A 17735-nucleotide genomic window follows, 5' to 3' on the forward strand; every position below is an offset into this window, starting at 1 on the left:
TCGGCCCGACTGTCATTGTCCAGGTGCTGCGTTCAGGTAAAGCAGGTGTCCAGATAAAACTTGAGGCTGGGAGCCTGCCATGCACCAGCGGGAAACCCGCTGACGAACGACAGACAACCAACCTCTAGCGCAATCGCTTATTAGCGACGCAGACCCAGGCGACCGATCAGAGCCTGGTAACGGCCCAGATCCTTGCCTTTCAGGTAGTCCAGCAGCTTACGACGCTGGTTTACCATGCGGATCAGACCACGACGGGAGTGGTGATCTTTACCGTTGGCCTTGAAGTGACCTTGCAGTTTGTTGATGTTGTGGGTCAGCAGTGCAACTTGCACTTCTGGCGAACCAGTGTCACCAACAGCTTGCTGGTAGTCAGCTACGATTTGAGCTTTTTCTTGAACGTCGAGAGCCATGAGGCAATCCTTTTATCAGGAAACTGTTTCAGAAAAACAGTCTCAATAGGCCAGGGACAAATCCCTGTATCTAAAAATGAGTAGTGACCGTGCCTATTAACAGCCACCCTCGTCCGGTCATTCTGACCGAATCAGTCGACGTGGCGCGATGCGCCCGTCTTCGCTCACTTCACCGATACCGATGAAGCGACCGTTGTGATCCTGTACCCGTACCATGCCGAACTTCGGTGCATCCGGGGCTCGTACCGGCTGGCCGTTAAGCCAGTAGAACGAGCTGTGCTCCGAGAACTGCAACAGTGGCCAATCCAGCAGGCCGCTGTCCGATGGCATCAGGAAGCGATCGACCGCTTCGTTGCCGCCTTCGGCATGTACCGCTTCCAACTCTTCCAGGGTGACCGTCTGGGCCAGCGTGAAAGGCCCGGCCTGGGTACGTCGCAGTTCAGCAACGTAAGCGCCACAACCGAGTTGCTCACCGATATCCTCCACCAGGGTGCGGATATAGGTGCCTTTGCTGCAATCCACCGCAAGCCGCGCAGTATCACCTTCAAAGGCCAGCAATTCCAAGCGCGCAATAGTAACAGAACGCGGTTCGCGCTCCACTACTTCGCCTGCACGGGCCAGCTTGTACAGCGGCTGGCCATCACGCTTGAGCGCCGAGTACATCGGCGGTATCTGACTGATTTGCCCACGAAAATTGGGCAGCACCGCTTCGACATCGGTGCGACCAACGGTCACCGGCCGCTCCAGCAAAACTTCACCTTCGGCATCGGCCGTGGTGGTGGTCTTGCCCAGTTGCGCCAGGGTTTCATAGGCTTTGTCGGAATCGAGCAGGTACTGCGAGAACTTTGTAGCTTCGCCGAAGCACAACGGCAACACGCCGGTGGCCAGCGGATCGAGACTGCCGGTGTGACCGGCCTTCTCGGCGTTCAGCAGCCAGCGAACCTTCTGCAACGCGGCGTTGGAGGTAAACCCCAGCGGTTTGTCGAGCAGAATGATGCCACTGACGTTACGACGGATGCGTTTGACCTGAGCCACCGATTACTCCTTGGCGTCTTCGGGTTCAGCGGCTACCGGGCGCTGACTGTCTTCAGCCACCGCACGCTCGATCAGGGCCGACAGGTGCGCGCCACGCACGACGCTTTCGTCGTAGTGGAAGTGCAGCTGCGGAACGCTGCGCAACTTCATTTCGCGGGCCAACTGCATGCGCAGGAAACCGGCGGCGGAGTTGAGCACCTTGATGCTTTGCGCGATGTCGTCGCTGTTGTCCTGGCCCATCACGGTGATGAAGATCTTGGCGTGACCGACGTCACGGCTGACTTCAACAGCGGTAATGGTGACCAGGCCGACGCGCGGGTCTTTGACTTCACGACGGATCAGCTGTGCCAGCTCACGCTGCATCTGATCGCCGATACGTTGGGTACGGCTGTATTCTTTTGCCATGTCTTGTTACCTGTTACTGCCTCACGGTGAAACCCGTGGGGTCTGAAAGCGGCAAACGCCCGGCCTGACAGAAGCCAGACCGGGCGTTGCGTTTAGAGTCCTGACGCCGTGCCGCGCACTTGCATGCGGCGGCTCGCCGTGGCCCTTGAAGTGCGCGAGTTAGAGGCTGCGAGCAACCTGAACCTTCTCGTAGACTTCGATCTTGTCGCCAGGTTTGACGTCGTTGTAGCTCTTCACGCCGATACCGCATTCCATGCCGGCACGTACTTCGGAAGCGTCATCCTTGAAGCGGCGCAGGGATTCCAGCTCGCCTTCGAAGATAACGATGTCTTCACGCAGTACACGGATTGGACGGTTACGGTGAACAACACCTTCGATCACCATGCAACCGGCGATCGCGCCAAACTTCGGCGAACGGAACACGTCACGCACTTCAGCGATACCCAGGATGTTCTCGCGAACATCGCTGCCCAGCATACCGGTGAGGGCTTTCTTGACGTCTTCGATGATGTCGTAGATCACGTTGTAGTAACGCATATCCAGACCTTCCTGCTCGACGATCTTGCGCGCGCCAGCATCGGCACGCACGTTGAAGCCAAACAGTACAGCGTTGGAGGCCAGTGCCAGGTTGGCGTCGGACTCGGTGATACCACCGACACCGCCACCGACAACACGCACTTGCACTTCGTCGTTACCCAGGCCGTTAAGGGCACCGTTCAACGCTTCCAGCGAACCACGGACGTCAGATTTGAGGACGATGTTAAGCGTCTTCTTCTCTGCCTGGCCCATGTTTTCAAAGATGTTTTCCAGCTTGCCGGCGTGAGCGCGAGCCAGTTTGACTTCGCGGAACTTGCCTTGACGGAACAGAGCCACTTCACGGGCTTTCTTCTCGTCCGACAGCACGCTCATCTCGTCGCCAGCGTCCGGGGTACCGTCCAGGCCGAGGATCTCGACAGGGATGGAAGGACCGGCTTCCTTGATTGGCTTGCCGTTCTCGTCGAGCATGGCACGTACACGGCCGTAGTTCGAACCGACCAGCACCATGTCGCCTTGGCGCAGGGTACCGTCTTGAACCAGAACGGTTGCAACCGGGCCACGACCTTTGTCGAGACGCGACTCAACCACAACACCGCGACCTGGGGCCGAAGGCGTTGCTTTCAGTTCCAGAACTTCGGCTTGCAGCAGGACAGCTTCGAGCAACTCGTCCACGCCAGTACCGACTTTCGCCGAGACCGAAACGAACGGCGTATCACCGCCCCACTCTTCGGAAGTCACGCCGTGAACCGACAGTTCGCTGCGGATGCGATCGAGATCAGCGCCCGGCTTGTCGATCTTGTTCACTGCAACAACCAGTGGAACACCAGCGGCCTTGGCGTGCTGGACAGCTTCAATGGTCTGCGGCATCACGCCGTCGTCCGCTGCAACTACCAGGATCACGATGTCAGTCGCCTTGGCACCACGAGCACGCATGGCAGTAAACGCGGCGTGACCCGGGGTGTCGAGGAAGGTGACCATGCCGCGTTCGGTTTCAACGTGGTACGCACCGATGTGCTGGGTGATACCGCCGGCTTCGCCAGCAGCTACCTTGGCACGACGGATGTAGTCGAGCAGCGAAGTCTTACCATGGTCAACGTGGCCCATTACGGTCACAACTGGCGCACGGGAGAACGTCTCACCTTCAAACTTCAAGGACTCGGCCAGGGAATCTTCCAGGGCGGTGTCGCTGACCAGGGTCACTTTGTGGCCCAGTTCTTCGGCTACCAGCTGAGCAGTTTCCTGATCAAGCACCTGGTTTATGGTCGCTGGAGTACCCAGTTTGAACATGAACTTGATGATTTCAGCAGCCTTGACCGACATCTGATTGGCGAGATCGCCAACAGTGATGGTCTCGCCGATCTGCACATCACGCACGACAGGGCCGGTTGGGCTCTGGAAACCGTGAGCGTTGCGTTTCTTCAGCTTGGCCTTGCCGCGACCACCACGACGGAAGCCATCGCTTTCTTCGTCGGTAGTACGTGGAGCAACGCGTGGAGCAGGCGCTTTCTCTTTGACCGAGGCACGATGCGGAGCGTTTTTACGCTCGCCGTCACCACCACCGCTGCGACGATTGTTATCGTCGGCGCGTGGTTTGTCCGGACGGCGCTGTTCGTTCTGCTTGTTGCGAACGTCTGCAGACGGTGCTGGAGCAGCAGCCACAACCGGAGCACTTTCACGCACAGGCTGGGCGGCCGCAGCAGGAGCCGCGACTGCGTCGTTGGTAGCGGTTTGCGCAGCAGCAGGCTGGCGACGCGCTTCTTCTTCGGCGCGACGCTTGGTTTCTTCTTCAGCCTTCTGACGTGCAGCATTGTCTACTGCGCGACGTTCATCCAGTTCGCGTTTGCGCTCGGCTTCGATTTCTTCCGGGCTGCGCTGTACGAAGACTTTCTTCTTGCGTACTTCAACGCTGATGCTTTTGCTGCCAGCAACACGCAGGGTGCTGGTGGTTTTGCGCTGCAATGTAATCTTGCGCGGTTCTTCCACTTTCGCCTTGTGGCTGCTCTTCAAGTGAGTCAGCAACGACTGCTTCTCACTATCGCTCACACCTTCATCGGCGGCGGTGTGCGGCAGACCTGCCTCACGCATCTGCTGCAACAGGCGCTCTACCGGTGTTTTGACCTCATCGGCCAGTTGTTTCACCGTGACTTGCGTCATGCACTTCTCTCCTCAGGCCGCGCCTAATTACTCGAACCAATGGGCTCGGGCGGCCATGATCAACTTGCCGGCACGATCATCGTCAATGCCGTCGATGTCGAGCAGATCGTCAATAGACTGCTCGGCCAGGTCTTCGCGGGTAATTACGCCGCGCACCGCCAGTTCCATCGCCAAATCCTTGTCCATACCCTCAAGCGAGAGCAGGTCTTCGGCCGGATGGGCGTCTGCCAGCTTTTCCTCAGTAGCGATGGCTTTGGTCAACAAACGATCCTTGGCACGAGCACGAAGCTCGTTGACGGTTTCTTCGTCAAAGCCGTCGATGTTGAGCATTTCTTCCAACGGTACGTAGGCAATCTCTTCCAGGCTGGTGAAGCCTTCATCTACCAGCACCTGTGCCAGGTCTTCGTCGACTTCCAGCTCGTCGATGAAGTTGCGCAGGATATCGCCGGTTTCTGCTTGCTGCTTAGCCTGGATGTCCGATTCGGTCATCACGTTCAGGGTCCAGCCAGTCAACTGGCTGGCCAGACGCACGTTCTGACCTCCGCGACCGATGGCCTGAGCCAGATTGTCTGCGCCAACGGCGATGTCCATGGCATGGGCATCTTCGTCAACGATAATAGCCGCCACTTCAGCCGGCGACATTGCATTGATCACGAACTGAGCCGGGTTGTCGTCCCACAGGACGATGTCCACACGCTCACCGCCCAACTCACCCGACACTGCCTGGACGCGCGAACCGCGCATGCCGATGCAAGCGCCTTGCGGGTCGATGCGTTTGTCCTTGGAGCGGACCGCGATCTTGGCGCGTGAACCCGGGTCCCGGGACGCAGCCATGACTTCGATCAGGCCTTCAGCAATTTCCGGCACTTCGATGCGGAACAACTCGATCAGCATTTCCGGCGCGGTACGCGACAGGATCAGCTGCGGGCCGCGGTTCTCGGTGCGGATTTCCTTGAGCAGCGCACGCAGGCGCACGCCAACCCGGAAGGTTTCGCGAGAGATGATGTCTTCGCGGGCCAGCAACGCTTCAGCGTTGTTGCCCAGGTCGACGATCACGTTGTCGCGGGTCACTTTCTTCACGGTGCCGGAAATGATCTCTCCCAGGCGCTCGCGATAGGCATCAACGACTTGAGCACGTTCGGCTTCGCGAACTTTCTGCACGATGACTTGCTTGGCAGTCTGTGCAGCGATACGGCCGAACTCGATGGATTCGATCTTTTCTTCGACGACGTCACCGACCTGAGCACCAGGGTGCGTTTCTGCAACCTTGCTCGGCCAGGTTTCGATGGCCGGATCGTCCAGGTCTGCTTCTTCGACGACCGTCCAGCGACGGAAGGTCTCGTAAGCGCCGGTGTGGCGATTGATTTCCACACGCAGATCGACTTCGTCCTCGAAACGTTTTTTGGTGGCAGTGGCCAGAGCCAGCTCCAGCGCTTCAAAAATTACGTTTGCCGGTACGCCCTTTTCATTGGATACCGACTCAACAACCAGCAGTACTTCTTTGCTCATCGTACGCCTCGCCTTTCGCAAGCCATTGGATCCGCGGGATCCGCGTCTCAGTCAAAACTGGGAATAATGTTGGCCTTGTCGATCATATCGATCGGCAACAGGAACTCATGGTCTTCAACCTGCACCACGACGTCCTGCTCTTCTACACCGCGCAGAAGGCCCTGAAAGTTGCGACGCCCTTCAAAAGGCGAGCGCAGCTTGATCTTCACTTGTTCACCGGCAAATTTTGCAAACTGCTCAATAGTGAACAGCGGGCGTTCCATGCCAGGCGAGGACACTTCAAGGGTGTATTCAACGGCGATCGGATCTTCAACATCCAGGATACCGCTGATCTGACGGCTGACGATGGCGCAATCGTCCACCAACACGCCGCCTTCTTTATCGATATAAACGCGCAACATTGAGTGGCGACCCTGAGCCGAAAACTCAATACCCCAGCATTCATAGCCCAGGGCCACGACCACCGGGGCCAACAAGGCCTGCAACTCTTCTAGCTTGCTCGACACCTGAACCCCCTCGTGCATGTATGTGCATGCTATGCAAAATAAAAAAATGGGCGAAACGCCCATCCTTGAAACGCCGTCGAACAGCGGCGTAGAAAGTGTCCAGCTAACAAAAAGCCCCTGAAAAGGGGCTCCTGAAACTGGTTGCGGGGGCCGGATTTGAACCGACGACCTTCGGGTTATGAGCCCGACGAGCTACCAGACTGCTCCACCCCGCGACAAAGCTGGGGCGGAAGTATACGACCGATCCCTGACAGGGTCAATGTAACCTTCCACCTACAAGAAAGCCCGCAACAGCGGGCTCTCCTGATAATTGGTACCGAGAAGGGGACTCGAACCCCTACACCCTATGGGCACAACCACCTCAAGGTTGCGTGTCTACCAATTCCACCACCTCGGCAATACTGCGTTTGAAACCCTTCTTACTTTTGCTCTTGAGCTGGAGGCACGTCAGTCGCTGGAGTAGCCGACTTTTGCTCTTGAAGCACCGGGACATCATCAGAAGCCGGTTGTTGCTTTGGAACTTCCAACACCGCTGGATTTGGCAAACCTACTTGAGTCAGCTGGTGAGCTTTCTCTTTAGCAAAGTAACCTAACCCTAAGCTGGTTATGAAGAAACCTGCGGCAAGTATAGCAGTAAACTTACTAAGAAAGGTAGAGGAACCTTGGCTTCCGAACACAGTATTTGAAGCACCTGCTCCGAAAGACGCGCCAGCATCCGCACCTTTACCCTGCTGCAGCAAAACCAGAGCAACTACGCCCAATGCACCCAGCAGATGAAAAACGACTACGACTGTTTCCAGCATTTTTTCAGTTTCCCGCGGCGCGACAGATCGCACCGAACTCATCTGCATTCAGGGACGCTCCACCAATGAGCCCCCCATCGATATCCGGCATGCCGAACAGTTCGACCGCATTGGCCGCCTTCACGCTGCCGCCGTATAGAAGCCGCACACCTTGTGCGACTTCAGAATTCTTTGCCGCCAACTGGGCGCGAATGGCTGCATGCACATCCTGCGCCTGTTGCGGCGAAGCCGTCAGCCCGGTGCCTATGGCCCAGACCGGCTCGTAAGCGATGACTGCCTTGGCAAAGACACCAACACCCAGCTCCTCGATGATACTGTCCAGCTGACGCCCGACAACCTCAAGAGTTTTCCCGGCTTCGCGCTGCTCGAGGGTTTCCCCTATGCACAACACCGGGATCAAGCCACATGCCTGTGCCGCTGCGAACTTGCGGATCAGCATTCCGTCCTGCTCGCCCATGATCTGGCGGCGTTCGGAGTGCCCGACAAGCACCAGGGAACAACCTGCATCCACCAACTGACTCGGTGCAACTTCGCCGGTCAATGCGCCTTGCATGGATTCCACCGCAGAGTTCTGCGCGCCGATCGAAATCGGCTGTCCTTGCAAGCCATCAATCACTTGATTGATATGCAGGCAAGGCGGGAATACCGCAACGTCAACATCGCTCGGCAAGTCCAGACGGCGGAGGCCGTCGATCAGCTCAGCGACGCTGGTGCGGGTACCGTGCATCTTCCAGTTACCAGCTACCATAGGGCGACGCATGCTGTACCTCGTCGGTCAAAGTGGGCGCAGATGTTACCCAACACAATCATGGCTGGCAAGCCGAATTCAGGCAGAAACTTCAGTAACCAGGTTTGCCAGCTCTTCGGCGTGGCCGCGAACCTGTGTTTCGTCTTCGCCTTCGACCATTACCCGCACCAACGGCTCCGTCCCGGACTTGCGCAACAGCACACGCCCACGCCCGGCCATGGCCTGGGTAACGCGCTCGCTGGCCGCCTTGACCGCCGGATGATCGAGGGGGCTTGCACCACCGCCGAAACGCACGTTGATCAGCACCTGAGGGCACTTGCGCAACGCCTGACGCGATTGCGCCAGCCCTTCGCTGCGCCGCTTCAGCGACATCAGTACCTGCAAGGCGGCAATGATCGCGTCACCGGTGGTGGTGTGACTGAAGCAGACAATGTGCCCCGAGTTTTCACCACCCACCAGCCAATCGCGCTCCTGCAACTCGGAGATGACGTACCGGTCGCCGACATTGGCCCGCACAAAAGGAATGCCCAGGTCCGCCAGGGCCAGTTCCAGCCCCAGGTTACTCATCAGCGTACCGACCACACCGCCCTGCAACTTGCCGCGCTCATGCAGATCGCGAGCAATGATGAACAGCAATTCGTCACCGTCGACGACAGCACCGGTGTGATCAACCATCTGTACCCGATCGCCATCACCATCAAAGGCGATACCCAAATCGGCGTGCTCGGCCAATACGGCAGCCTGCAACGGCTCCATATGGGTCGAACCGCAGTTGTCGTTGATGTTCAGGCCATTGGGGTGGGCAGAAAGCACAACGACTTCGGCGCCCAGTTCACGGAACACACTCGGCGCCACCTTGTAGGTCGCACCGTGAGCGCAGTCGAGCACGATCTTCAGGCCCGCGAAGCTGGTGCCGGTCGGGACGCTGCTCTTGCAGAATTCAATGTAGCGGCCCGACGCGTCGTTGATGCGCGAGACCTTGCCGATCTTGCTCGACTCGACCACGGTCATCGGGGTGTCGAGCAACTCTTCGATCATATGTTCGACTTCATCCGGCAGCTTGGTGCCCTTTCCGGAGAAAAACTTGATGCCGTTATCGTCGTGGGGATTGTGCGAGGCGCTGATCACGATGCCTGCTTCGGCATGGAAGGTGCGCGTCAGATAGGCGATGGCCGGCGTCGGCATCGGGCCCAGGAGCATCACGTCGGCACCTGCCGACGTCAGTCCGGCCTCAAGCGCCGATTCGAACATGTAGCCGGAGATCCGGGTATCCTTGCCTACCAGTACCTTGCAGGCGCCCATTTTGCGGAACGCCATACCCGCAGCCCAACCGAGCTTGAGCATGAAATCAGGCGTGATCGGGTATTCGCCGACGCGACCACGAATGCCGTCGGTACCAAAGTATTTTTTAGTCATAAGCGCTCCATCATTCTTATTCGGCTGATTCCACTGCGGCGATCATCCGCAGCACATCGACTGTTTCGGCCACATCATGGACGCGCAATATACGCGCTCCCTTGAATGAGGCCAGCGCCGCGAGCGCCAGACCGCCATACAGGCGCTCTCCGACCGGGCGATTCAAGGCCTGACCTATCATGCTCTTTCGCGAAACCCCGACCAGCAGGGGCCGCCTCAAGGCATGCAAGGCTTCCATATGCTTGAACAAGCTTAGATTGTGTTGCAGGTTTTTGGCGAAACCGAAACCCGGATCCAGAATGATCCGCTCGGCGGGAATCCCTGCCGCTGCACATTGCGCCATGCGCCCGGCAAGAAACTCGCCCACTTCCCGGGTCACGTCCTGATACTGCGGATTGTCCTGCATGTCGCCCGGCTCACCGAGCATATGCATCAGGCAGACCGGCAAGCCGGTGGCCGCGGCCGCATCGAGCGCGCCATCGCGCTGCAGCGAACGCACGTCATTGATCAACCCTGCCCCAAGTCGTGCGGTTTCGCGCATGACGGACGGGGTAGAGGTATCAACCGAGATGATCACATCCAGTTCGCGATGAATGCGCTCGACGATGGGCGCTACGCGCTCGAGCTCCTCCAGCGGTGAAACCGCCCTGGCACCCGGCCGGGTCGATTCGCCACCGACATCGATCAGCGTCGCGCCGGCGGCCACCATGGCTTCGGCGTGGCGCATGGCCGCATCGAGCTGGCTGTATTGGCCACCATCGGAAAAGGAATCGGGAGTGACATTGAGAATACCCATGACATGCGTCAGGGCCAAATCAAGAACCCGGTTGCCGCAAGGCAACCGGGTCGAGGACTGAACAGAAGTCATTTCAAACCTTAAACGTCAGCAGCCGGACCGCCGATAGGTGTTTCCGGACGCTCGCCCTGCGCCACCGGAGGCGTTCCGGAAGTACCGGTACCACCCGACCAGTCGCGAGGTTCGCGAGGCGTACGACCGGCCATGATGTCATCGATCTGATCGGCATCGATCGTTTCGTACTTCATCAAGGCATCAGCCATGGCGTCGAGCTTGTCACGGTTATCCGTGAGAATCTGCTTGGCGGTGCCGTAGCACTGGTCAATGATGCTGCGCACTTCGGAGTCGATCAGCTTGGCCGTCTCGCCGGAGAAGCTGGTGCCTTGACCGCCGCCGCCGCGACCGAGGAACACTTCACCCTCTTCTTCGGCGTACATCAGCGGACCGAGTTTTTCCGACAGGCCCCACTTGGTCACCATGTTCCGTGCAATCTGGCTGGCACGCATGATGTCGTTGGAGGCACCGGTGGTGACACCGTCGAAGCCCAAGGTCATTTCTTCAGCGATACGGCCGCCGTACAGCGAGCAGATCTGGCTGATCAACGCCCGCTTGGAGAGGCTGTAGCGATCTTCTTCCGGCAGAAACATGGTCACACCCAACGCACGACCGCGAGGGATGATCGACACCTTGTAGACCGGGTCATGCTCGGGCACGACACGACCGACAATGGCATGGCCGGCTTCGTGATAAGCGGTGTTCTGTTTCTCTTTCTCGGACATGACCATGGATTTGCGCTCGGCGCCCATCATGATCTTGTCTTTCGCCAGTTCGAATTCCTTCATTTCAACGATGCGCTTGCCGGCACGGGCGGCGAACAGCGACGCCTCGTTCACCAGGTTCGCCAGATCGGCACCGGAGAAACCAGGGGTACCACGGGCGATCACGGCCGGAGCCACGTCGTCACCCATTGGCACTTTGCGCATGTGGACCTTGAGAATCTGCTCACGGCCACGGATATCCGGCAGACCGACCACCACCTGGCGGTCGAAACGGCCCGGACGCAGCAGCGCCGGGTCCAGTACGTCCGGACGGTTGGTGGCCGCGATGACGATGATGCCGTCATTCATTTCGAAGCCGTCCATCTCTACCAGCAACTGGTTGAGCGTCTGTTCGCGTTCGTCGTGACCGCCACCCATGCCGGCGCCACGGTGGCGACCGACGGCGTCGATTTCATCGATGAAGATGATGCATGGCGCGTGTTTCTTGGCCTGCTCGAACATGTCGCGAACACGGCTGGCACCGACACCGACGAACATTTCGACGAAATCGGAACCGGAAATGGTGAAGAACGGCACCTTGGCTTCGCCGGCAATCGCCTTGGCGAGCAAGGTTTTACCGGTACCGGGAGGACCGACCATCAGCACGCCGCGGGGAATGCGACCGCCCAGGCGCTGGAACTTGCCCGGGTCACGCAGGAACTCGACCAGCTCACCGACTTCTTCCTTGGCTTCGTCGCAACCGGCAACGTCACCCAGGGTGGTTTTCACCTGGTCTTCGGAGAGCAGGCGCGCCTTGCTCTTGCCGAAGCTCATCGGCCCGCCCTTGCCACCGGCACCGCCCTGCATCTGCCGCATGAAGAACATGAACACGGCGATGATCACCAGGATCGGAAAGCTTGCGACCAGGAGCTGAGTCCAGATGCTTTGCTGTTCAGGCTGTTTGCCTTCGACCACGACGTGGTTGTCCACGAGGTCGCCGATCAGACCGTTATCCTGGATTGCCGGACGGATGGTCTTGAAGCTGTCGCCATCGTTGCGCTTGCCGGTAATCACATAGCCGTCGACGGCTACGCGCTCGACCTTGCCATCCTTGACCTGCTGGATGAAGTCGGAATAGTTGAGGGTCTGCGGCTCGTTAGGGCTGGAGAAGTTGTTCATCACCGTCACCAGGACTGCCGCGATGATCAACCACAGGATCAGATTCTTTGCCATATCGTTCAATTAACTACCCTCTGAAGCAAGCGCCGCTGGTGGCGCGCGCTTCGCATGATATTCACCGGCCTAACTTACTACATTACCTACAACTCTGGCAGGCGCCGTCTGTAACCCTTTGTGAAACACTTCCTACACAATATTCGCTATTTCTTACAAGGCGAAATACGAAAATCCTATCGCCCCGGTCGAAAACTCCCTATTCCTCACTGCGCCCGCGGAAGCCACGGCCCAGCAAGTACTGCTCGCGGGAGCGGTCGCGCGACGATTTCGGCTTGCGCGTCGTGACCTTCTCGAACTGCTTGCGCACGCTCTTGTGGTACTCGTCGAAACCTTCACCCTGGAAGATCTTGATCAGGAAATCACCACCCGGCTTCAGTACCCGAGTCGCCAGATCCAGTGCCAACTCGCACAGGAACATCGATCTCGGCATATCAACAGAGGCCAGTCCACTCATATTGGGGGCCATATCGGAAATCACAAGGTCTACTTCTTTATTTCCGACTGCCTCGAGGATCTGCGCCAACACGGCGTCTTCGGTAAAGTCGCCCTGAATGAAGGTCACATCAGGGATGCTGTCCATTTCCAGGATGTCGGAAGCGATCAACGTACCTTGCCCGCCAATCAGACGACTGGTCACCTGGGACCAGCCCCCTGGCGCGGCACCCAGGTCGATTACACTCATGCCCGGGCGGATCAAACGATCCCTCTCCTGGATCTCCAGCAATTTGTAGCTGGCACGGGAACGGTACCCGTCTTTTTGCGCCATTTTGACAAATGGGTCGTTGAAATGCTCTTGCAGCCACTTAAGGCTTGTCTTGGAACGGGCCACGGGCCACCTCGAAAATAAAACGGGTCGTGATTAACTGGGCGGTCCCGGACTCGCTCGGGTAAACTGGCCGCCGCTTTTTACAAGATCAGACGCAGGGGTCAGATTATGCCGCTCACTCAAGAGCAGAAGAAACAGTACAAATCCATTGGCCACCATCTGAAACCAGTTTTGATTGTGGCTGACAACGGTTTGACTGAAGGTGTGTTAGCCGAACTTGAACGCGCGCTAGCGGATCACGAGCTGATCAAAATCAAGCTCAACATCCTCGATCGCGAGTCGCGCCTGGCGAACATTGCAGAACTGTGCAAGGTCGGCAAAGCGGACCTGGTTCAGGTCATCGGCAAGATGGCACTGATTTACCGCAAGAACTTCAGCGTCAACAAGCAGCTGTCGAACGTTCATCGCTTCAAGTGATGGCAAGGGTCAAGGGTGTGCTTCGCGCACCCTGCCACTCCATCCCGGCACTGGTTGCAATACCAGCACCAACCCGGAAAACCCCAGAACCAGATAGCTGAACACCTGCCAACGCACCGCCTCCGGCCAGCCGAAGTGCACCGCGAAGTACATCGCACACGCATACAGCGCCGTCATCAGCAGTTGCCCGCGAATATCGCGCCATAGACTGGCAAGGCCCTCGGCCTGAACCAGCACCAAAGCCTGAAAAATCACACACACTGCGGCGAATCCCACCATCAGTGTATTGAGCATGCCCACAATTTCGTCGATCAGCAGCGGCGCCAGGCCAATATGACCCAGCACCGGCAGCAGACCGATATGCAACAGCCACAGGCCGCCCACCCATAACATCTGGGCCAGCTGCCAAAGCATGGCGCCCGCATGCAGCGGACGCCTTCTTTCAGATGTGGCGAACTTCGACAATCTCATACTCGATAACGCCACCTGGCGTTTTCACGGCAACCACATCGCCCTCTTCTTTGGCAATCAAGGCGCGAGCCAGTGGCGAACCCACCGAAATCTTGCCGAGTTTGAAGTCAGCCTCATCCTCACCCACGATGTGGTAAGTGACGCGTTCATCCGACTCGACATTGGCGATTTCAACGGTGGTGCCGAAAATCACTTTGCCGGTGTGAGGAATGGTCGTGACATCGATGATGACCTGGTTCTGAATCCGGCCTTCGATGTCACGAATCCGCGCCTCGACCATCCCCTGCTGCTCGCGGGCAGCATGGTATTCGGCGTTTTCCTTCAAGTCGCCCAGTTCGCGGGCCGTGCCGATGTCCTGGCTGAGCTTCGGACGGACGACCTTGGTCAGGTGAGCGTGTTCTTCTTCCAGGGCTTTGGCGCCCTGGACGGTCATTGGGTATTTGATCATGCCTTCAATCCTGCGTGTAGATCCTGCAAGCGACGCACGGTCTTCTCGGGACCGAACTTGAGCGCTTCGCAGATGGCTTCGCCTGCAGCAATAGTGGTGGTGCAGTAGATCTTGTGCTGTAAGGCATTGCGACGAATGGAGTACGAATCGGCGATCGACTGACGGCCTTCAGTGGTGTTGATGATCAAGGTGACTTCGTCGTTCTTGATCATGTCGACCACGTGCGGACGACCTTCGGTCACCTTGTTCACACGGCGCACTTTCAGGCCTGCGGCTTCGATCAGCCTGGCAGTACCGGCAGTGGCGACCACTTCAAAGCCCAAGTTGATCAGATCACGGGCCACGCCTGCAACCAGTGGCTTGTCATCGTCACGTACGCTGATGAACGCGGTACCGCCGGTCGGCAGCACTTCGCTGGCGCCCATCTGGGCCTTGGCGAATGCTTCACCGAAGGTGTCGCCCACGCCCATCACTTCACCGGTGGACTTCATCTCAGGGCCCAGGATCGGGTCCACACCAGGGAATTTGGCGAATGGGAACACCGCCTCTTTCACGCTGTAGAAGTTCGGGATGATTTCCTTGGTGAAGCCGATTTCCTTCAGGGTTTTACCGGCCATCACGCGTGCAGCGATCATGGCCAGGGAAACACCGATGCACTTGGACACGAACGGTACGGTCCGGGAAGCGCGCGGGTTGACTTCGATGACGTAGATGTCTTCGCCTTGCAACGCCAGCTGCACGTTCATCAGGCCGACCACGCCCAGCTCCAGGGCCATTTTCTTGACCTGTTCGCGCATTTCGTCCTGGATGTGCGCAGGCAGCGAGTACGGCGGCAGGGAGCAGGCGGAGTCACCGGAGTGAACACCGGCCTGCTCGATGTGCTGCATGATCGCGCCGATCACCACGTCAGTGCCGTCGCAGACCGCATCCACGTCCATTTCAATGGCGCAGTTGAGGAAGTGGTCCAGCAGCACCGGGCTGTCGTTGGACACTTTCACTGCATCGCGCAGGTAGCGCTTGAGTTCGTCTTCTTCGTAGACGATTTCCATCGCGCGACCGCCCAGTACGTAGGACGGACGCACCACCAGCGGGTAACCGATCTTGCTGGCGGCACGAATTGCTTCGTCTTCGCTGCGCACGGTGGCGTTTGGCGGCTGACGCAGGTTCAGACGCTCGACCATCTGCTGGAAGCGCTCACGGTCTTCGGCACGGTCGATGGCATCAGGGCTGGTACCGATGATCGGCACGCCGGCTTCTTCCAGGGCACGCGCCAGTTTCAGCGGGGTCTGGCCGCCGTACTGGACGATCACGCCTTTGGGCTTCTCGACGCGGCAGATTTCCAGCACGTCTTCCAGGGTCACTGGTTCGAAGTACAGGCGATCGGAGGTGTCGTAGTCGGTGGAAACGGTTTCCGGGTTGCAGTTGACCATGATGGTCTCGTAACCGTCTTCGCGCAGGGCCAGTGCCGCGTGTACGCAGCAGTAGTCGAACTCGATGCCCTGGCCGATACGGTTTGGACCGCCGCCGAGGATCATGATCTTGTCGCGGCCCGACGGCGCGGCTTCGCACTCTTCCTCGTAAGTCGAGTACATGTAAGCGGTATCGGTGGCGAACTCGGCCGCGCAGGTGTCAACGCGCTTGTAGACCGGGTAGACGTCGAGCTTGTGACGGTGGCGACGCAGGCTCTTCTCGGTCACGCCCAGCAGCTTGGCCAGACGCATGTCGGAGAAGCCTTTGCGCTTGAGCTTGAACATCATGTCGCGGTCGATGCTGGACAGACCCAGGGTCTTGACCTTCTCTTCTTCCTTGATCAGATCTTCGATCTGCACCAGGAACCACGGGTCGATCATGTTCATGCCGAAGATGTCTTCGACCGACAGGCCGGCGCGGAAGGCGTCAGCCACGTACCAGATGCGCTCGGCACCCGGCACGGTCAGCTCGCGCTTGAGGATGCTCATGCTTTCCGGGTTGCCCAGGTCGAGCTTTTCGTCCAGGCCGCAAACGCCCACTTCCAGGCCGCGCAGGGCTTTCTGCAGGGATTCCTGGAAGGTCCGGCCGATGGCCATGACTTCACCGACCGACTTCATTTGCGTGGTCAGGCGCGCGTCGGCTTTCGGGAACTTCTCGAAGGCAAAACGTGGCAGCTTGGTGACGACGTAGTCGATCGACGGTTCGAAGGATGCAGGAGTAGCGCCGCCGGTGATTTCGTTTTGCAGCTCGTCCAGGGTGTAGCCGATCGCCAGCTTGGCAGCGATACGCGCAATCGGGAAACCAGTGGCTTTCGAGGCCAGTGCCGAAGAGCGGGATACACGCGGGTTCATCTCGATCACGACCATACGGCCAGTGTCCGGGCAGATGCCGAACTGAACGTTGGAGCCGCCGGTTTCCACGCCAATCTCACGCAGTACCGCCAACGAGGCGTTACGCATGATCTGGTATTCCTTGTCCGTCAGCGTCTGAGCTGGCGCAACAGTGATCGAGTCACCGGTATGGACGCCCATCGGGTCGAAGTTTTCGATGGAGCAGACGATGATGCAGTTGTCTTTCTTATCGCGGACAACCTCCATCTCGTACTCTTTCCAGCCGATCAGGGATTCGTCGATCAGCAACTCTTTGGTCGGCGACAGGTCCAGGCCACGGGCGCAGATTTCTTCGAACTCTTCACGGTTGTAAGCGATGCCGCCACCGGTGCCACCCATGGTGAAGGACGGACGAATGATGCACGGGAAGCCGAGCTTCTCGAGCACCGCGTTGGCCTCTTCCATGCTGTGGGCGATACCGGAACGCGGGCAATCCAGACCGATGGATTTCATTGCCTTGTCGAAGCGCGAACGGTCTTCTGCCTTGTCGATGGTGTCAGCATTGGCGCCGATCATCTCTACGCCGAACTTCTCCAGAACGCCTTCGCGCTCCAGGTCCAGGGCGCAGTTCAGGGCGGTCTGGCCGCCCATGGTTGGCAGCAGCGCGTCCGGACGCTCTTTCTCGATGATCTTGGCAACGGTCTGCCACTTGATCGGCTCGATGTACGTGGCGTCAGCCATGTCCGGGTCGGTCATGATGGTCGCTGGGTTGGAGTTCACCAGGATGACGCGGTAGCCCTCCTCGCGCAGGGCTTTACAGGCCTGGGCGCCGGAGTAGTCGAATTCGCAGGCCTGGCCGATCACGATCGGGCCAGCGCCGAGAATCAGGATGCTTTTAATGTCTGTACGTTTTGGCATGGGTTGTCACTCAAATCCGCAGGTCAGTCGGCAAGCCGTCTT

At 58.5% G+C, this 17735-nt stretch carries 16 protein-coding genes and 2 tRNA genes; 1 reads left to right on the plus strand and 17 read right to left on the minus strand.

The window, feature by feature from the left end; translation table 11 throughout:
• Nucleotides 1-140: 140 nt before the first annotated feature.
• The 14 genes from rpsO to rlmE all read right to left on the minus strand — a co-directional run bounded on the left by rpsO (nucleotide 141) and on the right by rlmE (nucleotide 13142).
• Nucleotides 141-410, minus strand: a complete 270-nt coding sequence (rpsO, locus tag ACA062_RS29105; RefSeq protein WP_003176135.1) for a 30S ribosomal protein S15 — start codon at nucleotides 408-410, stop codon at nucleotides 141-143.
• A gap of 117 nt (nucleotides 411-527) precedes the next feature.
• Nucleotides 528-1445, minus strand: a complete 918-nt coding sequence (truB, locus tag ACA062_RS29110) for a tRNA pseudouridine(55) synthase TruB (RefSeq protein WP_150766383.1) — start codon at nucleotides 1443-1445, stop codon at nucleotides 528-530.
• A gap of 3 nt (nucleotides 1446-1448) precedes the next feature.
• Entirely contained in the window at nucleotides 1449-1850 is a 402-nt protein-coding gene (gene rbfA / locus ACA062_RS29115) for a 30S ribosome-binding factor RbfA (RefSeq protein ID WP_150800591.1), read from the minus strand.
• Between the two features lie 159 nt (nucleotides 1851-2009).
• Entirely contained in the window at nucleotides 2010-4541 is a 2532-nt protein-coding gene (infB, locus tag ACA062_RS29120) for a translation initiation factor IF-2 (RefSeq protein WP_497454113.1), read from the minus strand.
• A gap of 27 nt (nucleotides 4542-4568) precedes the next feature.
• Nucleotides 4569-6050 carry a transcription termination factor NusA gene (gene nusA, locus ACA062_RS29125; RefSeq protein WP_008024459.1) on the minus strand — a complete coding sequence of 494 codons (1482 nt, stop codon included), beginning with the start codon at nucleotides 6048-6050 and terminating at the stop codon, nucleotides 4569-4571.
• 47 nt (nucleotides 6051-6097) lie between these two features.
• Complete coding sequence (gene rimP / locus ACA062_RS29130) at nucleotides 6098-6556, minus strand: ribosome maturation factor RimP (protein ID WP_497457510.1); 459 nt, start codon at nucleotides 6554-6556, stop codon at nucleotides 6098-6100.
• Between the two features lie 138 nt (nucleotides 6557-6694).
• Nucleotides 6695-6771, minus strand: a tRNA-Met gene (locus ACA062_RS29135).
• 96 nt (nucleotides 6772-6867) lie between these two features.
• Nucleotides 6868-6953: transfer RNA gene (locus ACA062_RS29140), tRNA-Leu, on the minus strand.
• Between the two features lie 22 nt (nucleotides 6954-6975).
• Nucleotides 6976-7359 (minus strand): preprotein translocase subunit SecG, encoded by a 384-nt coding sequence (secG, locus tag ACA062_RS29145; protein WP_017336473.1) that lies wholly within the window; start codon nucleotides 7357-7359, stop codon nucleotides 6976-6978.
• A gap of 4 nt (nucleotides 7360-7363) precedes the next feature.
• Nucleotides 7364-8119 carry a triose-phosphate isomerase gene (tpiA, locus tag ACA062_RS29150; protein ID WP_497454114.1) on the minus strand — a complete coding sequence of 252 codons (756 nt, stop codon included), beginning with the start codon at nucleotides 8117-8119 and terminating at the stop codon, nucleotides 7364-7366.
• A gap of 66 nt (nucleotides 8120-8185) precedes the next feature.
• The gene (gene glmM, locus ACA062_RS29155; protein ID WP_497454115.1) at nucleotides 8186-9523 is read right to left on the minus strand and encodes a phosphoglucosamine mutase; all 1338 of its coding nucleotides are present in this window, start codon (nucleotides 9521-9523) and stop codon (nucleotides 8186-8188) included.
• Between the two features lie 16 nt (nucleotides 9524-9539).
• On the minus strand, nucleotides 9540-10391 hold the full coding sequence (gene folP / locus ACA062_RS29160; protein ID WP_497454116.1) for a dihydropteroate synthase: 852 nt from the start codon (nucleotides 10389-10391) through the stop codon (nucleotides 9540-9542).
• 8 nt (nucleotides 10392-10399) lie between these two features.
• Complete coding sequence (gene ftsH / locus ACA062_RS29165) at nucleotides 10400-12310, minus strand: ATP-dependent zinc metalloprotease FtsH (protein ID WP_138969134.1); 1911 nt, start codon at nucleotides 12308-12310, stop codon at nucleotides 10400-10402.
• Between the two features lie 199 nt (nucleotides 12311-12509).
• Nucleotides 12510-13142: a 23S rRNA (uridine(2552)-2'-O)-methyltransferase RlmE gene (gene rlmE / locus ACA062_RS29170; RefSeq protein WP_201114939.1), complete on the minus strand. Its 633-nt coding sequence runs from the start codon at nucleotides 13140-13142 to the stop codon at nucleotides 12510-12512.
• A gap of 105 nt (nucleotides 13143-13247) precedes the next feature.
• On the opposite strand from rlmE, the gene ACA062_RS29175 reads away from it, so the two are divergent.
• Nucleotides 13248-13556: a YhbY family RNA-binding protein gene (locus tag ACA062_RS29175; RefSeq protein WP_008057408.1), complete on the plus strand. Its 309-nt coding sequence runs from the start codon at nucleotides 13248-13250 to the stop codon at nucleotides 13554-13556.
• A gap of 9 nt (nucleotides 13557-13565) precedes the next feature.
• Here the strand turns inward: ACA062_RS29175 and ACA062_RS29180 are convergent, their stop codons facing one another.
• From ACA062_RS29180 to carB, 3 genes are read right to left on the minus strand one after another with little or no spacing between them, the layout of a single operon-like run.
• Entirely contained in the window at nucleotides 13566-13970 is a 405-nt protein-coding gene (locus tag ACA062_RS29180; protein ID WP_497457511.1) for an MFS transporter, read from the minus strand.
• A gap of 28 nt (nucleotides 13971-13998) precedes the next feature.
• Nucleotides 13999-14475, minus strand: coding sequence for a transcription elongation factor GreA (gene greA, locus ACA062_RS29185; RefSeq protein WP_497454117.1), 477 nt, complete (start codon nucleotides 14473-14475; stop codon nucleotides 13999-14001).
• On the minus strand, nucleotides 14472-17693 hold the full coding sequence (gene carB, locus ACA062_RS29190; protein ID WP_497454118.1) for a carbamoyl-phosphate synthase large subunit: 3222 nt from the start codon (nucleotides 17691-17693) through the stop codon (nucleotides 14472-14474). Before carB ends, greA begins: the two co-directional genes overlap by 4 nt.
• Between the last annotated feature and the right edge of the window lie 42 nt (nucleotides 17694-17735).

The organism is Pseudomonas sp. LBUM1679, from assembly GCF_059695565.1.

Bases quoted from the DNA above. Each gene is read 5' to 3' on its own strand.
- rpsO (WP_003176135.1), bottom strand. From the start codon at position 410: ATGGCTCTCGACGTTCAAGAAAAAGCTCAAATCGTAGCTGACTACCAG.
- rbfA (WP_150800591.1), bottom strand. From the start codon at position 1,850: ATGGCAAAAGAATACAGCCGTACCCAACGTATCGGCGATCAGATGCAG.
- infB (WP_497454113.1), bottom strand. From the start codon at position 4,541: ATGACGCAAGTCACGGTGAAACAACTGGCCGATGAGGTCAAAACACCG.
- nusA (WP_008024459.1), bottom strand. From the start codon at position 6,050: ATGAGCAAAGAAGTACTGCTGGTTGTTGAGTCGGTATCCAATGAAAAG.
- secG (WP_017336473.1), bottom strand. From the start codon at position 7,359: ATGCTGGAAACAGTCGTAGTCGTTTTTCATCTGCTGGGTGCATTGGGC.
- tpiA (WP_497454114.1), bottom strand. From the start codon at position 8,119: ATGCGTCGCCCTATGGTAGCTGGTAACTGGAAGATGCACGGTACCCGC.
- glmM (WP_497454115.1), bottom strand. From the start codon at position 9,523: ATGACTAAAAAATACTTTGGTACCGACGGCATTCGTGGTCGCGTCGGC.
- folP (WP_497454116.1), bottom strand. From the start codon at position 10,391: ATGACTTCTGTTCAGTCCTCGACCCGGTTGCCTTGCGGCAACCGGGTT.
- ftsH (WP_138969134.1), bottom strand. From the start codon at position 12,310: ATGGCAAAGAATCTGATCCTGTGGTTGATCATCGCGGCAGTCCTGGTG.
- ACA062_RS29175 (WP_008057408.1), top strand. From the start codon at position 13,248: ATGCCGCTCACTCAAGAGCAGAAGAAACAGTACAAATCCATTGGCCAC.
- ACA062_RS29180 (WP_497457511.1), bottom strand. From the start codon at position 13,970: ATGCTTTGGCAGCTGGCCCAGATGTTATGGGTGGGCGGCCTGTGGCTG.
- greA (WP_497454117.1), bottom strand. From the start codon at position 14,475: ATGATCAAATACCCAATGACCGTCCAGGGCGCCAAAGCCCTGGAAGAA.
- carB (WP_497454118.1), bottom strand. From the start codon at position 17,693: ATGCCAAAACGTACAGACATTAAAAGCATCCTGATTCTCGGCGCTGGC.